The following is a 21,177-nucleotide window of genomic DNA, read 5'->3' on the forward strand; positions in this document are numbered from 1 at the left end:
CGATGCGCCACTTGCTACCTCCGCTTGTCACTATCGCCTTGCTAGCTGGATGCACGGCAGGGCCCGATTATGCAGGCCCCCCGGAAGTTGTGTCAGCAGACACGGGCACTCGCTTTGTGCGCGCTGGCAGTGATGTGAGCGCATCTGATCCGGTTGTCGCTCAATGGTGGCTGCTGCTCGGCGATCCCGAGTTGACGCGGCTGGTGGAGGCTGCGCTGTCCGGCAACCCCTCGCTCGCCGCAGCGCAGGCGCGCATTGCCCAGGCACGGGCATCCATCAGGCAAGACCGTGCGGGTCGAATGCCATCGCTTGGGGCACAGGCCACCACCGTGCAGGGCCGGCTTCCTGGTCTCGACCTTCAAGGCGGGGCGCCCCCCCCGTCAGAGCAAACCAATTCCGACGCAGAAACCGATGACTCGCTGAGCTTTTACAATGTGGGCCTTAACGCCAACTGGGAGCTGGAGTTCGCCGGTGGCTCGCGCAGGCGCATTGAGGCCAGCAATGCCCAAGCTGCTGCAACGGTGGCCAATGCAGAGGACGCAAAGGTCCAGTTGACTGCCCAAGTGGCCAGCACCTACGTCAATTTGCGGGAGGCCCAATTCCGCGCAGAGCAATTTGAGGCGCAGATTTCGTTGCAGGAAGAGATCCTGGCGCTGACATACCAACGCTATCAGCGCGGTGCATTGCCGCTTTTCCCGGTAGGCACCGCGAATGCCGAACTGGAGATGCTCAAGTCACAACTTGCCGAAGCTGAAGCGGATATCGCAGTCCTGTCTGATGCACTCGCTATACTGACCGGACAGGTGCCGGGATCAGTTGATGCAGCGCTCACGACTGCGCGCTCCATTCCCATGCCGCCAGAGCAGGTCGCGATCGGCGATCCGGCAAGCCTGGTGGCGCGTCGGCCTGACATAAGGGCGGCCGAACGGTCTCTTGCCGCGTCGACGGCGCGGATCGGGGTGGCCGAGGCGGCGCGGTTCCCGAAATTGTCCTTCACAGGGATCTTGGGCCTCGGCGGATCCTCGTTGGACGACGTTGTCGATGTCGGCGAATTCTCCGCACTCGCGATCCCGCGCCTCCAGTGGAATTTCCTGGATTTCGGCAGGGTAGACGCTGCGATCGACCAAGCCGGGGCAGCGCGCAACGAAGCAGTCGCCAATTACCAGCAGACGGTGCTTCTGGCACTGCAAGACGCCGAACGTGCCTTGGCTCGCTTCGGCCAGCAGCGTGTTGCGCTCGCTGCCAGTATGCAAATCAAGAAGCAGGCTGACGTCGCGGCAGACCTGAACCGCCAACGTTTTGCCGCAGGAGCGATCTCGAAGGCTGACCTCAACCGGGCCCTGCGAGAACAGCAGCAGGCCTCAGCAGACCTCGTCCGGGCAAAAGGTGCCCTTACGCTGGCGTGGATCGCGCTGCAGAAGTCGCTGGGCCTTGGGTGGCAAGAGCCTGTTCGAGATCAATAGTCCCGCCGCGCTGATCAAGTGATCCGGTTGACGAGAAGTAGGCGCCCCTGCCGCTGGCGACCAACTTGTCGTCGGGCTCGAGAACCCGGGTTTCGGCCACCGAAATCTGTCGCCCGATCTTCACGATCTGTCCGTGAGCAGTGAGAGGTCCTGAGGTTGCAGGACGGTGGTAATCGACATGCAGATCGGCCGTCGCTCTCGCCGCGACGCCCCCGGCAAGCAGAGTATAAAGCCCGGTGAGGTCGACCAGTGAAGCCAGGATCCCTCCATGCGCCGACCCAATCATAGGGTTCGACACGATCTCTTCGCGCCATGGCATGGTGATCGCGATTGACTGGTCGGAGCATGTCGCAATCTCCAGCCCAAGCCATCGGTGAAACGGCGCGATATGCAGCATTTCCTGCAAGCGCTCTCGATCGATCATAGCTCCCTCGTCCCCTGTGGCTGAGCCGTATCGGATGAGTGATGGCGCCCTAGGAAATCGACGATAGCGGCGGAGAAGGCATCGTTCGCATCGCCCACGACCATGTGCGTGGCATCGGCAATATCGGTGTATTCTGCATGGGGGGCGAGTTGTCGCAGATGCAAAACGGCCTCTTCGGAAACAAGATCGCTAGAGCCGCCTCGGATGAGGTGAAGCGGAAGCGTGAGATTCGCCGCAGCTTGGCTCAGCATTGCCGATTGACGTTCTTGGCTGTCTGGGTCGCCTTGTCTGGCTGACATTATATTACGGATAAACACCGGGTCCCAGTGCCAATAGAAGCGCCCATCCGACTTCTGCCGCAGATAGTTTTTCAGACCATCGCTCGCGCCCCGCTTGGGACGATGCGGCATGTAGCGAGCGATCACGTCGGCCGCCTCCTCTGGTGAGGCGAAGCCGCTATCGACATGCTCTTCCATGAAACCAACCACGCGCATCACACCGCTGGGCTCCATGCGCGGGGCAATGTCGACCAATGTGAGTGAAGCAAAGCTACCTGGAGCAAGCTCCCCTGCGGCAATCAGTCCAGCGAGCCCGCCCAGTGAAGCGCCGACCAGCGCTGGCTTCTGGTCCAGGCGCGACGCTGCAGCGACCAGATCCGCCGCGAAGTCGCGCATTTCATAAGCTCCGCATGGCGACCAATCGCTGTCTCCGTGACCGCGCATGTCGAAGGCGATTGCGCGAAAGCCGGCTTGAGCCAGCTCGCTGACCACCCTTCTCCACGCGCGCCGTGTCTGCCCGCCGCCGTGCGCAAGAAGGACGGGTTTAGCGTAGGCATCCCCCTCAGCCTCGGCTGTAAGAGAAATCGCGCCTGCGCCCTCAATCGTAAAGGTTTCTCTCGCCATCTCTGGATGGTAGGAAAGGCGCGCTAAATAGTCAACCGATTTAGTTTGTGGCTCTCGGCTCCGTGTTGGCTGTCCTGCAGGGCGTTTCAACGACGGCAAAAGTCTATGCCAAGAGGGGTTTCTCCAGACCATTCTCTAATGCACCGGCTTGCGATTCGGTCAGCAGTCGCTGTCCGCTTAATCCGCTCAAAGATATAAAAGCTGCCTTTCCGCTTCCGGCCCAAACCCAGTCACTTGGGCGCGCTCACCATTTCGCTGCAGAACGCCCATCCCGGGTCTCAAAGTGGCGGACGGGTGGCGAGACACTGGCCGGAAAAGCCGACGGGTCGGCCCTGCCGATGCCACTGGAAACTAGAGGGATTTCCGACCGAACCTTTCCAGGCAAGGTTCGGGTGAAAAGAGACGAGGCGCCGCTAGAGACCGTGGTGCCGCCACTTGCCGGTCTCTGAGGTCCGGTCGACCCGAGCAAAATGGCGCGGAAGCTAGGGGTTTCGCGCCCTGAAGCAGGCTGCATTCCTGTTTCGCAACAAGGAACTGGCGGAGAGACAGGGATTCGAACCCTGGGTAGGCTCGCGCCCACAACGGTTTTCGAGACCGCCCCATTCGACCACTCTGGCACCTCTCCGCACTTCGGCAAACAGCCTTGGAGGCCATGGTCACGGGGACCATCAACGTCGAACGAGCCGCGCTTAGACTATGATCCGCAGTTTGCCAAGCCAGAAACCGAGATGCCAAGCAAATGCGCCCGGACAAATTCACATTATAGCCTCACGCATGAGCAAACTGATAGGAAGCCTTGTATCTAGATGGTAACTGATTAAATTAGATACATGGTCCAAACCAAACATCCTGTCTCCACTAATCCGCTTCCCAAAGGCACCCCACCGATACTCGCGGCTAATTTCGCGATTGGTGATGTCGTAAAACACCGCTTGTTTGATTTTCGCGGCGTCATTTATGATATTGATCCGGTCTTTGCCAATAGTGATGAGTGGTATGATGCCATTCCGAAAGACTTGCAGCCTTTGAAAGATCAACCTTTCTATCACATCTTGGCCGAAAATTCGGATAGCAGCTATGTTGCTTATGTCAGCCAGCAAAATTTGCTTGAAGATGATAGTGGAGAGCCGGTGATGCATCCCGATGTTGGCCGTATGTTCAAGTCAGTGGATGGCGGGAAATACCAGTTACACAGTATCCATCGGCACTAGACCTCTATAATTAAGTGATATCAAAGGCTTAAGATTTAATCTTCCAGCCTTTTTTGAGCAGGATATAGCATAGTGCTGCCAACGCGATATTGATCAGCAATAATATCAGCGATCCAACGAATACTGGAGAATCCGCTTCACCTAAAAACCCATAGCGGAAGCCGGAAATCGCGTAGAAAAACGGGTTGGCATGGCTAATAGCCTGAAATGCCGGTGCCAATTTGTCTATCGAATAAAATGTTCCCGACAAAAGGGCCGCTGGCGCGACGACAAAGTTGGTGACGGCAGCGGCATGGTCGAACTTTTCGGCCCAAATCGATGTGAGTACTCCAAGCAGAGCCAACATCACCGAGCCCATTAAACCGAACCAGATTACCGCCCACCAGTGGTTAATACTGACATCAACCCCCGGCCAGAGCGCCATAGCCAACCAGACTGCAAGCCCGACCATCGCTGCCCGCGTAACAGAGGACGCGACTAGACCGGCGAGCAGTTCACCCACGGACAAAGGCGGCATCAGATAATCGACAATCGTGCCCTGGATCTTACCGACCAATAACGAAAAACTGCTATTCGCAAAGGCATTCTGCAGCATCCCCATACAGATCAGTCCTGGGGCAATAAAATCCGCGAACGGCACGCCCATGACGGCATGATCGCCACGTCCTAACGCAACCGAAAAAATGACCAGAAACAAGAGAGTAGTTATCGACGGCGCCCAGACAGTTTGAAGTTGTACCTTTAGAAATCGCCGTACTTCCTTCCAGTATAACGCGAGAAAGCCACTCCAGTTCACTCCCCGGATGACTGGTACTCCCGGTTCCAGAAAGTTTTGTGCCATGGATCCTGATTGATCGGAATTACTATTTTGGGGCTGGTCTAACATAGGCTTTTCGCCTATCGGCTCCGGGCAGCAATCACAACCCATATTATTTGAGCATATTATCCGGCTTATATCTCATATTATTGAATATATGCCCTTAAAGCTTATATTGGGCTGGATATTGGAATAGTTAGGATTTTTATATGGCTTGGACCGACGAACGTATCGATCATCTGAAACAGATGTGGGAAAAGGGCCTGACTGCGAGCCAGATCGCTGAAGAGCTGGGCGGCGTTAGCCGTAATGCGGTCATCGGAAAAGCGCATCGTCTTGGTTTGAAATCACGGCCATCGCCGGTAAAGGCGAAAGCAAAGGCCGCTAAGGGTGAGAAGCCCGCGGCAAAACCGAAAAAGCCCTCGGTAAAAACCACAAAAAAACCCAAGGAAAAGGAAGAGCATGTTGCTCGTCGTGCTATGCCGCCGCCAACTCCGGCTGCACGGACCCATGCTGCCCAACAGTCGAAAGTACCGAAGCAGGATGGACCGAAAGTCGTATCCGTTGGTCCCGGCGGCTTTTTGCGTCAGGGCCCCGGCGATCAGCAGGCTCCCATTCCGCCCGCACCGCCGCGTCGTCTGGTTCCTGCAAAACCAAGTGACGAAATTGCCGACAAGACCAGCCTGCTGGACCTGAACGACAAAATTTGTCGTTGGCCGATAAACCATCCCGGCGAACCGGATTTCCATTTCTGTGGTGCGGAAGTCAACCCCGGCTTTCCCTATTGCGTCGAGCATTGCGGGCGGGCTTTCCAGGCCCAGCTGCCACGCGGCGCGCGGCGGGCTCCCCCACCTCTGCCCTTTGGGGGCCCAAGAGTGCGCTAATTCAAGCGACAAGCTGTTATTTTACAGGTCATTCGGCAAGTGGCTCAATAAGCCTCTTGCCAGTCTGACTCCCACACTCTTATAGGATCATTATGTCTGATGATCTTTTTGGCGTTAACCCGCCAACCACTTCTAAACCCGGTGAGTATGATGCTTCTGCGATTGAGGTACTCGAGGGTCTGGAGCCTGTTCGCAAGCGTCCCGGAATGTATATTGGCGGGGTTGATGAACGCGCCCTCCACCACTTGGCCGCCGAAGTCATCGACAACAGCATGGATGAGGCTGTGGCGGGTCATGCAAGCCGCATAGAGATCACACTTGATAGCCATAACCGCTTGACCGTCACCGATAACGGCCGCGGCATTCCTGTCGATCCTCATCCCAAATTTCCGGGTAAATCGGCACTCGAAGTCATTATGACGACCTTGCACTCTGGCGGTAAGTTTTCGGACAAAGCCTATGCGACATCGGGTGGCCTGCACGGTGTGGGTGTGTCTGTTGTCAACGCTTTGTCATCCGATACTGTTGTAGAGGTCGCGCGAAACAAAACTATTTATCGCCAGTCATTTTCTCAGGGCCTTGCCGTTTCAAAACTGGAAGAAATCGGCAGCACGCCCAACCGCCGAGGGACGAGTATTTCCTTCATTCCCGATACGGAAATCTTTGGCGACGGTAACAAGTTCAAACCATCCCGCCTGTTCAAAATGGCCCGATCCAAAGCTTATCTTTATGCAGGCGTTGAAATCCGCTGGAAATGCGATCCGGAACAAGCCAGCGAAGATGTCCCTGCAGAAGCCGTGTTCCAATTTCCGGGCGGCCTATCCGATCATTTGCGCGAACAGCTAAACGGACGCGAAACCGTCACGACGGACTTTTTTTCCGGTCGTCAGGATTTTCCCGATAGCGCTGGACGTGTCGAATGGGCTATCACTTGGCCGATATGGACGGACGGTAGCTATAGCTGGTATTGTAACACCATTCCGACGCCCAATGGCGGGACACATGAAACGGGTCTGCGTAATGCACTGGTGAAAGCTATGCGGGCCTTTGGGGAGCTGGTGCAGCAGAAAAAGGCATCGCAGTTAACTGCCGATGACATTATTTCCGGCGGGGAGATGATGCTTTCTGTATTCATACGTGAACCGCAATTCCAGAGCCAGACCAAAGACCGGCTGACTTCACCGGAAGCGGCAAAATATGTTGAAAACGCGATCCGCGATCATTTTGACCATTTTCTGACCGACAATATGGACCGTGGCAAGGCGCTGCTTGGTTTTGTCATGGAACGGATGGACGAACGCTTGAAGCGAAAAGCGGAACGGGAGGTCAAACGCAAAACCGCGACCAGCGGGCGAAAAGTCCGCCTGCCCGGCAAGCTTACCGATTGTTCCGGCAACGACCCGGCAGGCACAGAGCTATTCATCGTCGAAGGTGACAGCGCTGGAGGCTCCGCCAAGCAGGCGCGTAATCGTAAAACACAAGCTATCCTACCGATCCGAGGCAAGATACTGAACGTCGCTTCGGCCAATAGTGCCAAGATTTTCGCCAATTCAGAGATTGCCGATCTGACGCTTGCTTTGGGCTGCGGTATTCGCAAGGATTGTGACCCCGACAATCTGCGCTATGAACGTGTGATCATCATGACCGACGCTGATGTCGATGGCGCTCATATCGCAACGCTCTTGATGACTTATTTCTTTCAGGAAATGCCCGAACTGGTCCGCAGGGGGCACCTGTTTCTGGCCCGCCCGCCGCTTTACCGCCTGACTGCGGGTGGTAAAAGCCTCTACGCACAGGATGACGAAGCTCGGGACAAGATTGAAAACGGGCCGTTCAAAGGCAAGAAGGTGGAAGTCAGCCGCTTTAAAGGTCTGGGAGAAATGAACCCCAACCAGTTGAAAGAAACCACGATGGATCCCCAGACACGATCCCTGTATCGTGTCACGCTGCCGCAGGAATATGAAAACCGCGCGGTTGTGAAGGATCTGGTGGACCGGTTGATGGGTAAAAACCCCGAACACCGGTTTAACTTCATACAGCAAAATGCGGCCAGCCTAGACGAAGAGTCTATTGATGCCTGACCGGTTTTACCGGTTTTGGGCTTGCGCCGCATTCTTCCTATTATCCATTGCCACCGCCCACCCTGCGGCGCAGGCGGAGTAAATTGCGGTGCCGACCTCTGAATATCAGCAGTGCGCATCGGAATTGATCGCCACACTGAAACGCTCCGGGAAAGAGGGACAATCCTGACAGCGGCCCGATAATAGCCTGACCCGATCTATTCAGTAAGCGCGGCGACCAGTGCCTTGACCTTTTTCTGACGCCATTGGGGCAGAGGTGCGACTAGCCAATAGCCGCGTGAGGATTTGCTATCCTGGCCAATCACTTCGATCCGGCCATTTGCAATGTCTTGCTGGGCCAACATTTTTGGTACCCAGGCATGGCCAAAGCCATTGGCGGCGGCTTCTATAGCCAGTCCGCCATCCGCAACGCGCATCAAAGTTTCTTCATCTTCGGAAATCGGACAACCGGGCCAGTCGATTTTCTGACCAGCCTTGCCGCCCGGTGCGGCCACTTGGACAAACATCGTGTCGCCAAGAAGAACCCCTTCATTGTTACCTGGGCCGTCAGAAAGCCCGATCGCAACGTCGAGATTGGCCTCGGTAAACTCAACGCCCTCCTCCGATGCAACCAATGCGAAACTGACATCCTTATTCTCTTGGGAAAACTTGGCCAGTTTTGCGTTGAGCCATTTCGCCGTGAAGTCACGCGGAGCCGCAATAGTCAGCTTGTGCGAGGACTGTCCCGCCTGCATGGCCCGTACAGCATCCTCAAATTCCAGAAAACCCGATCGCAGGGCATCCAGACCGGCAGCAGCTTCATCAGTCAGTTCCAGCCCTTTGGGCGTTCGCCGGAACATGACTACGCCCAGCATGTCTTCCAGCGCCCTGATCTGTTGTCCGACGGCCGCCGGCGTTACCGCCAGTTCATCCGCGGCCCGCGTAAAGCTGAGGTGCCGAGCTGCGGCGTCGAGCACGCGAAGCCCGTTAAGCGGTAAATGTGTGCGCTTCATTGCTCTACAGTGGGAGCAGTTAGAGGAAAGTTCGGGATCTTCACTTCAAACATATCCGGCTGGTCACCGACAAACACAAAATGTCCCGCCATCTCACCGCTAGGTGTATTGAGCGGGCATCCGGAAACATAATCATGTGATTTACCGGGTTGAATGATCGGCTGTTCTCCGATCACTCCATCACCGTCGACTCTGTGCAAGCCGCCCCGCGCATCTGAAATGCGCCAATGACGGGTCAGCAATTGCACCGCACTATCGCGCTCATTCTCAATCCGGATATGATAGGCCCAGAACCAGCGCAGCCCGTCTATGTCGGATTGTTCCGGCAAAAATGTGACAGACACCCGCACGGTCACGCCGTTGGTGGTTTCTGAATACGGAAAGAATGCCTGCATCATAATCCTATAATAGCGTTAAAGACCAATAGACGAAAGGGCCTGATCCAAATCTTCGATAAGGTCGGCGGGATCTTCCAATCCTACGCTGATCCGAAGCATATCTTCACTGATCCCGATTTCCTGCCGTCCCTCTTCGCCCAGTCCATGATGCGTGGTCGATGACGGGTGACACATAAGCGAGCGGCTGTCCCCGATATTGTTGGAAATATCAATAAGATTCAATGCATTAAGCAACGAATGGGCCTGCTTGCGACCACCGCCAACATAGAGGGAAAAGATCGGCCCTGTTGCTTCCATCTGGCTCATCGCCAGATTATGCTGGGGGTGACTGGGAAGGCCGGGGTGCAATATTTTCTCTACCCGCTGCTCTAAAAACTTGCCGACTTCGAGTGCGCTTTCGCTCTGCTTGCGGATACGCAAGTCCAGTGTCTCGAGTCCTTTCAACACGACCCAGGCATTGAACGCACTTAAAGTCGGGCCTGTATTGCGGGTAAATTCAAGCAGGGTTGTTTCGATAAACTCTTCGGTGCCGCATACTGCGCCAGCCATAACGCGGCCCTGCCCGTCCATCATCTTGGTCGCGCTATAGGCAACAACATCCGCGCCATATTCCATTGGCCGTTGTAGCACGTTGGTTGCAAAGGCATTGTCAACAACGCTGGTTATCCCTTTATCCCGTGCCAGACCGCAAACAGCACGCAGGTCAATAACATCCATTGTCGGGTTAGCCGGTGTTTCAAAGAAAAAGACCTTGGTTTCCGGTCTGATCGCCTGTTCCCAATTAGCCAGTTCCCGGCCATCTATGACGGTAGTTTCGATCCCGAATTTCGGCAATAAGCTGTCGGTCAGCCAACGGCAGGAACCGAACAGCGCACGGCTGGCCACAACATGGTCACCCGACTTTAGCTGGCACAGCAACGATGCTGTCATCGCGGCCATGCCCGATGCCATGGTGCGGCACGCTTGCGCACCTTCCATTATCGCGATCCGCTCTTCCAGCATCTTCACCGTCGGGTTTTGCAAGCGGCTATAGGTCATGCCCTCTTGCTCCCCGTTAAAGCGTGCGGCGGCATCTTCGGCACAGTCATAAGTATAGCCGGAGGTCAGAAACAGCGCTTCCGAAGTCTCACCGAATTCACTGCGCATCGTCCCGCTGCGAATAGCCTTTGTCGCCGGACGCCAGTTTTTGGTGATTTCTCGGTTTTGACCAGTATTTCTTTTCATTCGAATATTCCTAAACTCTGCTATGCTTGGCTGGCAAGCTGCGCAACGACAGCATCGCCAATTTCGCGTGTGGATGCGCTGCCGCCCAGATCATGCCCCAATATGCCCTGATGCAGCACATCTGCAACGGCCTGTTCCACGCGGGCCGCCTGTGCCTCCATATCGAAACTGTGGCGCAGCATCATCGCAGCCGATAATATCATGGCTAAAGGATTGGCTATCCCCTTCCCTGCAATATCGGGTGCGCTACCGTGGATCGGCTCATAAAGTCCTTTCGTTCCCGTGCCCAGCGACGCAGAAGCGAGCAAACCGATAGAACCCACACACATGCTGGCCTGATCCGACAGGATATCCCCGAAAATATTACCGGTCAGCATCACGTCAAACTGCCCGGGATTACGCACGAGCTGCATCGCGGCATTATCGACATACATGTGGCTTAATTCGACATCGGAATATTCCGCCGCAACTTCATTCACCACTTCCCGCCACAATACGGACGTTTGCAGCACATTCGCCTTGTCCACCGAGCACAGCTTTTTCCGCCGCCCTTGCGCGGCCTTGAAGGCGACACGGGCAATGCGGGCAATTTCTTCCTCATTATAGGCCATGACATCATAGCCTTCACGGAGACCCGTATCCGTAGTGCGTCGTCCTTTTTCGCCAAAATAAATGTCACCAGTCAATTCACGCAAGATCAACAGGTCAATAGCACCCGCGATTTCCGGTTTCAGGGCAGAAAGACTTTCAAGACCAGCGAAAGCTTTTGCTGGCCGTAAATTGGCGAATGTCTGCATTTCCTGACGCAGTCCAAGCACTGCTTGTTCCGGGCGAAGATGGCGCTCCAGATTATCACAATCCGGATCCCCGACTGCTCCAAATAAAACAGCATCTGCGGCCATAGCCAGTTCCAGAGTCGCTTGCGGCAAAGGATGGCCATGATTCTTGTAAGCAATGCCGCCAACATCGGCATGATCCATCCGCATGTCAGGTAGCCCAAGCGCGTCCAATACGCGCAAAGCTTCTGACATTATTTCCTGACCAATGCCGTCACCGGCAAGCACCGCAATATGCATGTTCTTTCCCTAAAATATATCGACTAAAACTTGTAGTTTGCTGGCTCTCCCTGCCGCGCTGGGCGGGATTACGCAACCACCCTTTTCAATCGATCCACCAAAACCGTCCGCGATGCCATGACATCATTGCGGCGATCTTCAAAAAAATGGCGGTTGAGAAAAAATCCGGTAACTTTCAGGCCATCAAAAATATCATCCCAATCGGGGCTATCCGGTTCCTTCAGAAAGGGCGGCAGAGGCAAGAGCTTGGTCTTATGAACCCTCCCCGCCGCGCTGCTTACGGCTGCCGCACTCTTCGGGCTGATATAGACCAAATCCTCCAAGCCCCCTGTGACTACACATTTGTCCAGCGAAAGACCAAAGCCCAGCTCTGATAAAAGCAACAGTTCGTATCGCACCAGCGCCGCCGCCCAACCCTTGGCCGAGGGCGCACCGCATATCGCGTCAAGCAAAGCCGACAAAGCCAAGTGAAGCTGCGGATAGCTATGCTCTTCAGGCAGGACCGCAGCGGTTAATGCCGTTGCCCAGTCGAGCGCGGCGCTAGCCAACGGTTCGCCCAGATAGGGACCGCGGCTTTGCTCCAACTCTGCAGTCATCGACGCCAATTGCCCCTCTGTCCGCGCGCGGTAATCGGCCTGCACGATATTGGAAGGGATAAGAACAGGCCGCATTGCACGCGACCGCGCTCCGCGCACATAGCCAGCCACCAGGCCATTTTCCGGGGTCAGCGAGCGCACAACAGCACCATGCTCACCATGAGAGCGAACCGAACAGATTATTGCAGAGGTCCGCAGGTTAGCCATGGAAATAGTCATACAGCTTTTGCGCGACCGCTGCCGATATGCCCGGCACGGCTTGCAACTCTTCCAGCGATGCGCTTTTCACCGCCCGCGCCGTACCAAAATGCAGCAACATCGCTCTTTTACGCGCCGGACCAATGCCCGGAACCTCATCTAGCGAACTGATGCCGATCGCTCGGCTGCGTTTCTGGCGATGGGCGTTAATCGCAAATCTATGGGCTTCGTCACGAAGCCGCTGAAGGTAGAATAGCACCGGGCTGTTCAACGGCAGGTTAATCGTGCGGCCGTCCATAAAGTGAAATGTCTCACGCCCCGCATTGCGGTCAGGCCCTTTGGAGACGCCGATCATATTGACATCTTGTACGCCGATTTTCTCAAGCGCATCGCGGGCCGCGCTCATCTGTCCCTTGCCTCCGTCAATCAAGACTAGGTCGGGCCATTCGCCTTTGTCCCTATTGGGATCTTCTTTCTGGGCACGGGCAAAGCGCCGCTCCAACACTTCGCGCATCATGGCAAAATCGTCACCCGGTTTCGTATCGGGATTGTTTATGTTGAATTTCCGGTAAGCATTTTTGCGAAAACCCTCCGGTCCCGCAACCACCATAGCGCCAACCATGTTCGTTCCCTGAATATGGCTGTTATCGTAGATCTCTATCCGTTCAGGCACGCCGTCCAGTTCGAGTAGTTCAACCATCTCCCGCATGATCTTGGCCTGGGTAGAGGATTCCGCCAATCGCCGGTCGAGAGCCTCTTCGGCATTACGGCTGGCCTGGTTAAGCAATTTCAGGCGGTCCCCACGCTGCGGCTTGGACACGCTGACTTTATACTTGGCTTGCGTGCTCAAAGCTTCGGACAACAATTCTTCATCCGGCAAGTAGCGGTCCAGCAACACCAGCTTCGGCGGCGGCATCCGGTCGTAAAATTGCATCAGAAAACTTGAGAAGACCTCTTCAATCCCGACATCTGTCGTATGCGCGGGAAAGAAGCTGCGATGCCCCCAGTTCTGACCGCCTCGAATGAAAAAAGCCTGTATGCACACGCTCGATCCTTTGGCCGCCAGTGCAAATATATCCGCATCCGGTAGTCCTGCCGCATTAATCGCCTGACGGCTCTGGATGAAGTTCAGCGCTTTCAAACGGTCCCGGTAAAGCGCCGCCATTTCAAAATCCAGATCATCAGCTGCTTTTTCCATCTGACCGGCAAGCTTTTGTTGCACATCCGTAGACTTGCCAGAGAGGAAACTGCGCGAATCCTTCACTAATTCCGCATAATCTTCCTTGCTGATCCGGCCCACACATGGCGCCGAGCACCGCTTGATTTGATATAGCAGACAGGGCCGCGACCGGTTGTTGAAAAAGCTGTCTGTGCAGGACCGGAGCAGGAAGAGTTTTTGCAATGCGTTGAGCGTTTGATTGACAGAACCACCGCTGGCAAACGGGCCGAAATATTTGCCCTTCGCCTTTCGCGCGCCGCGATGCTTCTGGATACGTGGGAAATCATGGTCTTCGCGTAGCAGGATGAACGGAAAGCTCTTGTCATCACGCAGCAAAACATTATAGGCCGGGCGAAATTTCTTGATAAGCTGCGCTTCAAGAAGCAACGCCTCTGCCTCGCTGCTAGTCGTAATGATCGTCATCGACCGGGTTTGAGCAACCATGCGCAGCAACCGTTGCGGTAAACGGTTTATCTGGACGTAGGAACTCACACGATTTTTCAGTGATTTCGCCTTGCCGACATAGAGCACATCGCCGCGGTTGTCCTGCATCCGGTAAACACCGGGCCGCGTCGGCAGTGTTTTCAGCGTTTCGCGAATGGCAGCCATGCCCGCTTCAAGGTCAGGCGTCTCATTACCGCGCAGGGAATAAGTGGCTTTTTCTTCGTTGAAACGGTCGGGAGATTGCGGGCCGGACATGATATATATATCTAGGCGTCAGCGGTGATGAATACCAGCACCTATGGATAACCACATACAAAAACAGCCCCCATAAACAGGGGGCTGCATTTATAACGGACTTATCCGGATCAGTTAAGTTTTGTGCCGAGATCGCTGATTGATTTGTCAATCAGTGCCTTGTCTGCAGCCGCATCATGCTTGGCGGAGATCAGCTTCTGGGCAGCGATAGTCGCAGCACCAGCAGCTTTCGCCCGAACGCCAGCAATAGCGGCACGTTCCGCAGCAGCGATCTTATCTTCCGCCATTTTTTTGCGGCGGGCGATCAGATCGGTTGTCGCTGTTTTGGCGTCAGCAACAACCTGCTCAGCTTCTCTTTCCGCTTGCGCGAGAATTTCAGCAGCTTCATCATCTGCTGCACGCAAACGGGATTCATATTTCGCGCGGAGTTTTTCAGATTCTTCACGCAGCTTCTTTGCTTCATCCAGCTGTTCGCGGATGTCGGCAATTTTCTTGTCCAGCGAACCGCCAATAGATGCCGGAACTTTTTTCCACAGCACAATCGCAATGACCACCAGCATCGACAAAGACACAAACACAGTCGCGTCCAGGCCAAATACAGTTGGTACCGTATGGGCTTCGGTCGATCCGGACTCTAACGCTTCAATCCCTGTCACAGGAAGGCCTTCATTATCCAAAGGCGAATCCAGATTTTCCTGGACCTCTAATGATCCAGACAAAGATTCAGGGTTCTCGGCAGCAGGTACGCCTGCTTGCTGGTTTTGTGGGTTAGCCATTTAACGCCGCCTTTGTTTCTTTCAATGCTGCCGCTTTGGTTACTTTCGCGCCAGATATTTTGGCGACCAAATCCTGAGCGATTTCGGCGGAAACGCCTTCAATCTCTTTCAGCGCCTCGCCAGCGCGCGATTTGATATCTGCTTCTGCTGCTGCCACTTTTTCAGCAATTTCAGCATTGGCCTTGGCTTTGCGTTCTTCAGAAGCGGCATTGGCTTTCGCTCTGCTTGCTTCCACGACTGCCTGTGCTGCGCTTCGGTCTTGTTCCATTTTGACGCGATAGCTTTCTTCCAGCTCATCCGCCGCCACATTGGCTGCACGAGCGGCTTCCAGATCGTCGGCAATCCGCTTGTCCCGCGCATCAACCGTGCCCTGGATTTTCGGATACATACCTAAACCGATGACAAAAAATGTGAACCCGAAAGTCAGCAAAAGCCAGAAAATCTGGGACGCATAGGTTGCGGCGATTTGATCTATTTGAGGCATTGAACCAAAGGCTCCAATATCTTGAAGCAGCGGAGCGACATCACTGCCACTCCGCCGCTTTCATATCATTTATTAGGCAACGAAAATAAGGATCATTGCGACAACGAATGCCAGCAGACCCAAAAGTTCAGCCGCGGCAAAGCCGATGAACAAACGGCCCTGCTGGCCATCTGCTGCTGAAGGGTTACGCAATGCGCTTTCAAGGAAGCTGCCGAAAACGTTACCCACACCTACGGCGGCCACACCAGCACCAATTGCTGCCATACCTGCGCCCAATAATTTTGCTGCTTCTGCGTCCATGATAGTTACTCCTGTTCAAAAATATCGTTTGGAAAATTCAGTCTTGTTTTAATCAATGCAAATTAACGGCGTCATTGATGTAAAGCGATGTCAGCAATGCAAACACATAAGCCTGCACAACCGCCACCAGCAATTCGAGTGCGCTGATACCAATCATCAACGTAAAGCTTGGCAGTCCGACAAAAAGCCCGAAGCCTGCACCGGCATTGGCGCTATTGATCACAAAGCCAGCCAGAACCTTTAGCAGGATATGTCCTGCTGTCATCGCGACAAACAAACGTAGCGCGAGGCTGAAAGGTCTAACCAGAAAAGAGAGCAATTCCACCACAAAGATGAACGGGATCATCGGTATGGGTGTTCCATGCGGAATGAACAGGCTGAAAAAGTGAAGCTTATGCTTGGCAAAGCCAACGATCAGCACGATCGAAAAGCTGATAATCGCAAGCACGCCGGTCACTGTCAGATGACTGGTTACGGTAAAGGGATGCAGGCCCAATACACCAACGGGAAGAAGCCCCAGCACGTTGGAAAAGAGGATGAACATAAACAGCGCGAATACATAAGGCGCGTATTTCTTGCCCTCGGGGCCGACATTGGCGTCAACCATATTATCGATAAAGCCGGTAAAGCCCTCAACCATCAACTGCCAGCGGCCGGGAACCAGCTCACGTTTCATTCCGCCGCGCATAAACAGGAACAGTACGAGAACTGCAAAGCACATCCAGACAGCACTATTGGTCAAACCAATCTGCTGACCACCTAATGAAAAGCCATCAAAAATCGTCTGTACCTCAAATTGGTACATTGGATCTATTTTACCTTCTTCAGCCGCCACGCGATGGACCCCTGTTATTCAAACGGTGCGCAAATCACTTGTTTTTCTTCGCGCTCTCGTTTGAGAGTTTAATAATATTCCTGAATGCAACGATAATCCCCAGAAACAGGAAAATCAGAAGAAGCCAGGGCGATGTTCCGATAAACTGGTCAAGCACCCAGCCAACCAGCGCACCACCACCTATTCCTGCAATCAAATCTGCCAAAACCCGATTTCCGAGCCGATAATTCTCATCGGCCCCTTTCTGGGTTTTTCCTGATCTGACCGCCTCTTCCGATTGCGCCTGATCGATCCGCTTTTTCAGCGCCTCTATCTTAGTATCATCGTCCATCAGAATTACCGGGTCCGTTCTCTGTCGTGATTCTTGGAAAAACTAACGCAAATCAGCCAAAAAGCTGATTAACTTGGCTCTACCCACGACAGCGAGTAGCCCCGCTAACCGCGCCCGTTTAGAAAAGCGGGTGCGCCAAGTCAACCGCCATGCTGCGCTGCGAAAATTTCAGGGAAATATCAGTGATTTGAAATACAAAAAGGCGCACCGTCTTTCGTGGCGCGCCTCATGTTTGAATTTGGCTATAATCCGGCGTTACATGTACGCGTCATGGACAACGCGAATCGCGGATAGGAGCTTCCGATGTTCTCGTTTTCCAACTGCCATCCGGTGCCTGATATTTCTCACCGGCAACTGTTCGCATGATAAGGTTACAGCCGGAGGTGAAGGCGAATTGCTCTACCGTCGAATTGGTTTCCTGAGCCTTGCGAGTATAAGCAGCCTTGCGTTTGATGTTGAGATCATCGACCAGCGCCTTGATGGCTGGTGTCGGCGATGTCACATGGCCCAGATATCCATCCGGCTTCTCACCGATCACACCGGAAGCACGCGCAGCCTCGTAAGCAGGGTCACGCTGGGCTAGCACAGGTGTCGCCACAATTGCTGTCAAAGCCAAACCGCCAACTATGGCGGCCGCTTTATATTTCCTAATCAATTCAAACATTCAGAAAATCTCCGATTCACTATCAATCAAATCCTTTGCATCGCCATCCAACCGATAGACGACTTCTTGCTTTATGTTGATATTCAGGTTGATCACGATGGGTTTATCAGGTGCAGAAACCTGCACGCATCCAGCCAGAACAGCACATAGGCCCATGACGAAAACCGATATCAGGCCGCTTGCATCATTACTTTTCATACTCGCCCGAATCGCACTTCGCGGACGATCCGTCAATTGACTTATCTTATTGACCATTATCGCTTTCCCCCGGCTGAACGGATGGTTCATCGTTATCTTTCAGAATTTTCGTGGCTTCCGTAGCCCGCTCTTCCTGCGCCCGCAAAAGCGCTGGCAAGTTTCGTCCAATAAGCAATTCCGGCTCATAATAGGACTTTACGCTGCTTAACATCTGCATGAAAGGCGCCTGGATCCGGACATTGAATTGTAACGGGAGCTTGGCCACCTGGTTGGTGATGAAATTCTTGCTCGCCCCCTCACCCTGCTGGATTCCGGAAAACTTTACTTCGGTGATCATTTCACCGGCAATAGCACCGTCCATGCCAATGGTCAGTTGTTCATATTGCAATGATTTCAAAGCATTAAAGGCGAAGTTTGCGTAAGTTCCCATATCTTTATAGGTCAACTCACCCACATAGGCCAACGATCCGCCGCCCTCACGCGCGACAAGATAGCCACCCGTAATCCGGCCCCCATCCTGATCAAAGACCATCGGCAATTTGCCGTCAAATATCCCTGTCGCAGTCAGATTTTCAAATTCAAACTGGCTCAGGACCTGTGCGGCATCGACGCCGACTACTGTGAACTCAAGCCGCCTTTCCACATCTTCACCCAAATCGATTATAGTCGGCTCCAAATAAAGCATTCCGCCGGCAAATGGCCATTGGCCGCCTTCTATCTGCATTTTAAAGTCGGGTAACAGGCGATAGAACATCTGCCCGTTATACGCGGCAACACCGGGGTTTATCTCTTGCATCTGCACATATTGTCCAGGCCCGGTTTCAAATCCAAGCAAATCCGTAAAGGTTATTTCACCCGAGAGCCCGGTCACCGGTCCAAAGGCGGCTGCAAAATTGGTAATATCTGTCCGGAAAGTGCCGGTGCTGCGAACACTGTCTTCTTCATCACCCCAATTGATCAGCCCTTTTCCGGTCACTGTGCCTTCCACGTTGGCGATCACGCCCAACAACACTGGCGTGAGCAGGTCCGGTTGGAATTGTTTGTCAAAAGTAAGCCCCCCGACATCAATCACGGCTTCTCCTGAGCTATCATCAAATATGTGAACGATATCGACATTCGCCACCTGACGCCCGGTTGTCGGTTCCTGTAACAATCCATCCGCGGATATTTGACCATTGGCGAATTTCAGCTGAACATTCCTGCTGATCAGGGGGCGGAACCGCTCAACCTGCTGCTCATCGCGAATGCGTAATTGGGCATCAGCCAGAAAAGCGCCATCCACATATCGCCAGTCGCCCTCAATATCGTCCATGAGCAAGGGAACATTCACGATTTTTCCTTCGGCACCAGTGATTTTTCCGCTGATGGTCGGGCCGAAAACCGCGCTGATACGATCCATATCAAACCACGTCATGCGTTCGGCAGTCCCCAGCCGCACGGAAACATTCTGTGCCGACGCTCCGTTTTTCATCGAAAAGCCAAGGCCTCCACTGGAAAGCACCAGCGGAGTTCCGCCAAGATTGCCAGTCAGATTAAAGGACGGTGCGTTCGCCGTTATGTTCATCCCCGCGCCAGAACCGGAAACTATGCCGCGTCCCCCTTCGGGACAAAGCCGCGTGCGGGTCGGGCCAGCAATGAAGTTAGCAATGCGAAGGCTTGTAAATTGCAGATCGACACATTTGCGAAATAGTGTGAAGTCACCCCTGTCACCAACATAGCCGTTAATCGGAACTTGCAGCCCCGTGATCTGGCCGTCGGCGAAAGGGCCGGACAGAAACAAACGTCCATCAAAATTAGTCCCCCCTTGAGCGGACGGTGCGAAAGCCAGTTTGGGGATGATAAGGCTCGCCGATCCGGCCCGATAAGCAGCCATTTGGACATTGCCATCAAAGCCGCGTGATAAGCTGCCGTCGTTCAAGTCAATTTTCGCGCTCGGGAAACCGCCGCCATTCAACAACAGATTGCCTTCGGCCAGCATTTTCACATCATCCCTGGCAAAGATCAGAAAAACAGGATCATCCAGTTCCAGGTTCGCCCCGGAACGGGACAGGGCATTCAGGCCATTGATCGCCAGTCTGGTTCCGTTCGTACCCAGATCGAAGCGGATATCGCCGGTAACATCAAGGTCGCGACCCGCCTGACGCATGGCGTTGGCAAGCTTGTCCGCTAAAGGCCCCACAGGCGTTCCAGCGACCGATGATGCCAGCCCGGCAGTCTTCTGCATCAATTTATTGGAAAGTCTGGCAGAGCGAATTTCGGGCTGCCCTTCAAACCGGGCGGTTACAGGATTATCACCATAGCCAATCTGGAACTTTCCTTTCAAGCGCCCGCTGCCGGCGCTACCATAAGGGGAGTCCAATGCCCCGCTCGACAGATCAATATCACCGCTACTGCGTTTCAGGTCACCGGTAAAAGCGATGGTGGACTGGATTGTCCTTGCGCCATAATCGGCATAGCGCACTGGACCGCCGCTAATACCAGCATCGCCCGTCCAACTGGTAAAATCCTGTCCCAACTCCACAGAAAGCTGAACTCCCATATCCTGCGCGCTCAGGTCCATATCCGGACATTTGATAGCCGGAATTCTCATGGGACCGTTCAGGCGCGGTTTGCGGTCGTTAATCGCAATCTCGCCAAAATAGCTGGCACCGGATGTCGTGCAACCGCCCAACGTCATGTCCCGTGTCAAAGCTGCCAATTCGCCTGCGAAACCGTCATGTAAATTGCCTCTGCCGTTCAGTGCAAGGCCGATAGTACCAAAATCAGTATCTATCCGCATTTGCCCCTTTTCGACCACCAAAGAAATATCGGGCAATGCCAGCGGGCTGTCATCTTCCGGATCAGAAAATTTATCGAGTGCCCCGAACGACATTTTACCATCGATCAACCGGCCATAAGCCTTTACGCCGCGGGCGCGTACCCAATCAATTCCGGCTCCTTCCGTTCCCAGACTATTGCCAATTTCCACCAGTTCAGCGGTTAAGTCAGGCGACTGCGGGTCGCCGATCACCAGATTGCGAATGACCTGTTTGCGAAAGCCGATATCCACAATTTCATATTTTGCCGGCACCTCCCGCTTGGTGAGTTCAGTGCGGATAAAATTATCGGCAATGGTGATGCGGCTGAACCATAAGACGACAAGCCCTATACACAACAGAAACAAGACCAGATAAGCGAATATCCGCCGCCGTGATCGACGCGCTTCGTATATTGGGTCCAGTTCGTCCTCCATCTTGTGTGAATTGCATAAGTCTGGCTTAAGTTGCAATCTACAAGTGCGAAGATGCCAGTTTATTCCTGTCTATAATATCGGCATTATATATAGACTGGTAGTGGAGTTTAGACAATTTCGGCCATCCTCGCTTTGGTATGTGCTTTCTCGTCCCATTCCCTGATAAAGGGGTT

21 protein-coding genes and 1 tRNA gene are annotated in these 21,177 nt (G+C 54.0%); 4 read left to right on the forward strand and 18 right to left on the reverse strand.

The window, feature by feature from the left end; all coding sequences use genetic code 11:
- Window positions 1–2: 2 nt before the first annotated feature.
- A complete protein-coding gene (locus VIN76_RS14465; RefSeq protein WP_199504778.1) occupies window positions 3–1,463 on the forward strand; it encodes an efflux transporter outer membrane subunit in 1,461 nt (486 codons plus the stop codon).
- Here VIN76_RS14465 and VIN76_RS14470 read toward each other — a convergent pair.
- From VIN76_RS14470 to VIN76_RS14480, 3 genes are all read right to left on the reverse strand, one after another.
- Window positions 1,393–1,887, reverse strand: coding sequence for a hotdog fold thioesterase (locus tag VIN76_RS14470; RefSeq protein ID WP_120717196.1), 495 nt, complete (start codon window positions 1,885–1,887; stop codon window positions 1,393–1,395). The genes VIN76_RS14465 and VIN76_RS14470 overlap by 71 nt on opposite strands.
- Window positions 1,884–2,789: an alpha/beta fold hydrolase gene (locus VIN76_RS14475; protein WP_066581753.1), complete on the reverse strand. Its 906-nt coding sequence runs from the start codon at window positions 2,787–2,789 to the stop codon at window positions 1,884–1,886. Before VIN76_RS14475 ends, VIN76_RS14470 begins: the two co-directional genes overlap by 4 nt.
- Before the next feature lie 535 nt (window positions 2,790–3,324).
- Window positions 3,325–3,414: transfer RNA gene (locus VIN76_RS14480), tRNA-Ser, on the reverse strand.
- 205 nt (window positions 3,415–3,619) lie between these two features.
- Between VIN76_RS14480 and hspQ the strand changes: the two genes are divergently transcribed.
- Entirely contained in the window at window positions 3,620–4,000 is a 381-nt protein-coding gene (hspQ, locus tag VIN76_RS14485) for a heat shock protein HspQ (RefSeq protein WP_332042574.1), read from the forward strand.
- Between the two features lie 28 nt (window positions 4,001–4,028).
- On the opposite strand, the gene VIN76_RS14490 is transcribed toward hspQ, so the two are convergent.
- Window positions 4,029–4,886 carry an ABC transporter permease gene (locus VIN76_RS14490; RefSeq protein ID WP_414696375.1) on the reverse strand — a complete coding sequence of 286 codons (858 nt, stop codon included), beginning with the start codon at window positions 4,884–4,886 and terminating at the stop codon, window positions 4,029–4,031.
- A gap of 140 nt (window positions 4,887–5,026) precedes the next feature.
- Here VIN76_RS14490 and VIN76_RS14495 point away from each other — a divergent pair, with 140 nt between their 5' ends.
- Together VIN76_RS14495 and parE are read left to right on the forward strand one after the other, a co-directional pair.
- A complete protein-coding gene (locus tag VIN76_RS14495) occupies window positions 5,027–5,701 on the forward strand; it encodes a GcrA family cell cycle regulator (RefSeq protein ID WP_332042576.1) in 675 nt (224 codons plus the stop codon).
- A 92-nt stretch (window positions 5,702–5,793) separates the two neighbouring features.
- Window positions 5,794–7,782, forward strand: coding sequence for a DNA topoisomerase IV subunit B (parE, locus tag VIN76_RS14500; protein ID WP_332042577.1), 1,989 nt, complete (start codon window positions 5,794–5,796; stop codon window positions 7,780–7,782).
- Window positions 7,783–7,979: 197 nt separating this feature from the next.
- Here parE and VIN76_RS14505 read toward each other — a convergent pair whose 3' ends face one another.
- The 14 genes from VIN76_RS14505 to VIN76_RS14570 form a co-directional block, all read right to left on the reverse strand.
- On the reverse strand, window positions 7,980–8,774 hold the full coding sequence (locus tag VIN76_RS14505) for a LysR family transcriptional regulator (protein ID WP_332042578.1): 795 nt from the start codon (window positions 8,772–8,774) through the stop codon (window positions 7,980–7,982).
- Window positions 8,771–9,169 (reverse strand): Co2+/Mg2+ efflux protein ApaG, encoded by a 399-nt coding sequence (apaG, locus tag VIN76_RS14510; protein ID WP_332042638.1) that lies wholly within the window; start codon window positions 9,167–9,169, stop codon window positions 8,771–8,773. Before apaG ends, VIN76_RS14505 begins: the two co-directional genes overlap by 4 nt.
- An 18-nt stretch (window positions 9,170–9,187) precedes the next feature.
- The gene (locus VIN76_RS14515; RefSeq protein ID WP_332042579.1) at window positions 9,188–10,396 is read right to left on the reverse strand and encodes a trans-sulfuration enzyme family protein; all 1,209 of its coding nucleotides are present in this window, start codon (window positions 10,394–10,396) and stop codon (window positions 9,188–9,190) included.
- Between the two features lie 20 nt (window positions 10,397–10,416).
- Window positions 10,417–11,472, reverse strand: a complete 1,056-nt coding sequence (gene leuB / locus VIN76_RS14520) for a 3-isopropylmalate dehydrogenase (RefSeq protein ID WP_332042580.1) — start codon at window positions 11,470–11,472, stop codon at window positions 10,417–10,419.
- A 68-nt stretch (window positions 11,473–11,540) separates the two neighbouring features.
- Window positions 11,541–12,275 (reverse strand): DNA repair protein RecO, encoded by a 735-nt coding sequence (gene recO / locus VIN76_RS14525; RefSeq protein WP_332042581.1) that lies wholly within the window; start codon window positions 12,273–12,275, stop codon window positions 11,541–11,543.
- Window positions 12,268–14,184 carry an excinuclease ABC subunit UvrC gene (gene uvrC / locus VIN76_RS14530; RefSeq protein ID WP_332042582.1) on the reverse strand — a complete coding sequence of 639 codons (1,917 nt, stop codon included), beginning with the start codon at window positions 14,182–14,184 and terminating at the stop codon, window positions 12,268–12,270. Before uvrC ends, recO begins: the two co-directional genes overlap by 8 nt.
- Window positions 14,185–14,294: 110 nt before the next feature.
- A complete protein-coding gene (locus VIN76_RS14535) occupies window positions 14,295–14,960 on the reverse strand; it encodes a F0F1 ATP synthase subunit B (RefSeq protein WP_332042583.1) in 666 nt (221 codons plus the stop codon).
- Window positions 14,953–15,444, reverse strand: a complete 492-nt coding sequence (locus VIN76_RS14540) for an ATPase (RefSeq protein ID WP_332042584.1) — start codon at window positions 15,442–15,444, stop codon at window positions 14,953–14,955. The genes VIN76_RS14535 and VIN76_RS14540 overlap by 8 nt, the downstream gene beginning before the upstream one ends.
- A 72-nt stretch (window positions 15,445–15,516) precedes the next feature.
- Window positions 15,517–15,744: a F0F1 ATP synthase subunit C gene (locus VIN76_RS14545; protein WP_332042585.1), complete on the reverse strand. Its 228-nt coding sequence runs from the start codon at window positions 15,742–15,744 to the stop codon at window positions 15,517–15,519.
- 52 nt (window positions 15,745–15,796) lie between these two features.
- Window positions 15,797–16,579 carry a F0F1 ATP synthase subunit A gene (locus tag VIN76_RS14550; RefSeq protein WP_332042586.1) on the reverse strand — a complete coding sequence of 261 codons (783 nt, stop codon included), beginning with the start codon at window positions 16,577–16,579 and terminating at the stop codon, window positions 15,797–15,799.
- A gap of 34 nt (window positions 16,580–16,613) precedes the next feature.
- The gene (locus tag VIN76_RS14555) at window positions 16,614–16,910 is read right to left on the reverse strand and encodes an AtpZ/AtpI family protein (protein ID WP_332042587.1); all 297 of its coding nucleotides are present in this window, start codon (window positions 16,908–16,910) and stop codon (window positions 16,614–16,616) included.
- Window positions 16,911–17,178: 268 nt separating this feature from the next.
- Window positions 17,179–17,574, reverse strand: coding sequence for a YdbL family protein (locus VIN76_RS14560; RefSeq protein ID WP_332042588.1), 396 nt, complete (start codon window positions 17,572–17,574; stop codon window positions 17,179–17,181).
- Window positions 17,575–17,772, reverse strand: coding sequence for a YnbE family lipoprotein (locus tag VIN76_RS14565; RefSeq protein ID WP_332042589.1), 198 nt, complete (start codon window positions 17,770–17,772; stop codon window positions 17,575–17,577).
- Window positions 17,773–17,818: 46 nt separating this feature from the next.
- On the reverse strand, window positions 17,819–21,004 hold the full coding sequence (locus tag VIN76_RS14570) for an intermembrane phospholipid transport protein YdbH family protein (protein ID WP_332042590.1): 3,186 nt from the start codon (window positions 21,002–21,004) through the stop codon (window positions 17,819–17,821).
- Window positions 21,005–21,177: the final 173 nt, after the last annotated feature.

The organism is Parasphingorhabdus sp., assembly GCF_036568145.1.
GTDB lineage: Bacteria > Pseudomonadota > Alphaproteobacteria > Sphingomonadales > Sphingomonadaceae > Parasphingorhabdus.

Bases quoted from the DNA above. Each gene is read 5' to 3' on its own strand.
- VIN76_RS14535 (WP_332042583.1), bottom strand. From the start codon at position 14,960: ATGGCTAACCCACAAAACCAGCAAGCAGGCGTACCTGCTGCCGAGAAC.
- VIN76_RS14545 (WP_332042585.1), bottom strand. From the start codon at position 15,744: ATGGACGCAGAAGCAGCAAAATTATTGGGCGCAGGTATGGCAGCAATT.
- VIN76_RS14505 (WP_332042578.1), bottom strand. From the start codon at position 8,774: ATGAAGCGCACACATTTACCGCTTAACGGGCTTCGCGTGCTCGACGCC.
- VIN76_RS14490 (WP_414696375.1), bottom strand. From the start codon at position 4,886: ATGTTAGACCAGCCCCAAAATAGTAATTCCGATCAATCAGGATCCATG.
- VIN76_RS14465 (WP_199504778.1), top strand. From the start codon at position 3: ATGCGCCACTTGCTACCTCCGCTTGTCACTATCGCCTTGCTAGCTGGA.
- VIN76_RS14565 (WP_332042589.1), bottom strand. From the start codon at position 17,772: ATGAAAAGTAATGATGCAAGCGGCCTGATATCGGTTTTCGTCATGGGC.
- VIN76_RS14555 (WP_332042587.1), bottom strand. From the start codon at position 16,910: ATGGACGATGATACTAAGATAGAGGCGCTGAAAAAGCGGATCGATCAG.
- VIN76_RS14470 (WP_120717196.1), bottom strand. From the start codon at position 1,887: ATGATCGATCGAGAGCGCTTGCAGGAAATGCTGCATATCGCGCCGTTT.
- VIN76_RS14475 (WP_066581753.1), bottom strand. From the start codon at position 2,789: ATGGCGAGAGAAACCTTTACGATTGAGGGCGCAGGCGCGATTTCTCTT.
- uvrC (WP_332042582.1), bottom strand. From the start codon at position 14,184: ATGTCCGGCCCGCAATCTCCCGACCGTTTCAACGAAGAAAAAGCCACT.
- VIN76_RS14560 (WP_332042588.1), bottom strand. From the start codon at position 17,574: ATGTTTGAATTGATTAGGAAATATAAAGCGGCCGCCATAGTTGGCGGT.
- recO (WP_332042581.1), bottom strand. From the start codon at position 12,275: ATGGCTAACCTGCGGACCTCTGCAATAATCTGTTCGGTTCGCTCTCAT.
- hspQ (WP_332042574.1), top strand. From the start codon at position 3,620: ATGGTCCAAACCAAACATCCTGTCTCCACTAATCCGCTTCCCAAAGGC.
- apaG (WP_332042638.1), bottom strand. From the start codon at position 9,169: ATGCAGGCATTCTTTCCGTATTCAGAAACCACCAACGGCGTGACCGTG.
- leuB (WP_332042580.1), bottom strand. From the start codon at position 11,472: ATGCATATTGCGGTGCTTGCCGGTGACGGCATTGGTCAGGAAATAATG.
- VIN76_RS14495 (WP_332042576.1), top strand. From the start codon at position 5,027: ATGGCTTGGACCGACGAACGTATCGATCATCTGAAACAGATGTGGGAA.
- VIN76_RS14515 (WP_332042579.1), bottom strand. From the start codon at position 10,396: ATGAAAAGAAATACTGGTCAAAACCGAGAAATCACCAAAAACTGGCGT.
- VIN76_RS14570 (WP_332042590.1), bottom strand. From the start codon at position 21,004: ATGGAGGACGAACTGGACCCAATATACGAAGCGCGTCGATCACGGCGG.
- parE (WP_332042577.1), top strand. From the start codon at position 5,794: ATGTCTGATGATCTTTTTGGCGTTAACCCGCCAACCACTTCTAAACCC.
- VIN76_RS14540 (WP_332042584.1), bottom strand. From the start codon at position 15,444: ATGCCTCAAATAGATCAAATCGCCGCAACCTATGCGTCCCAGATTTTC.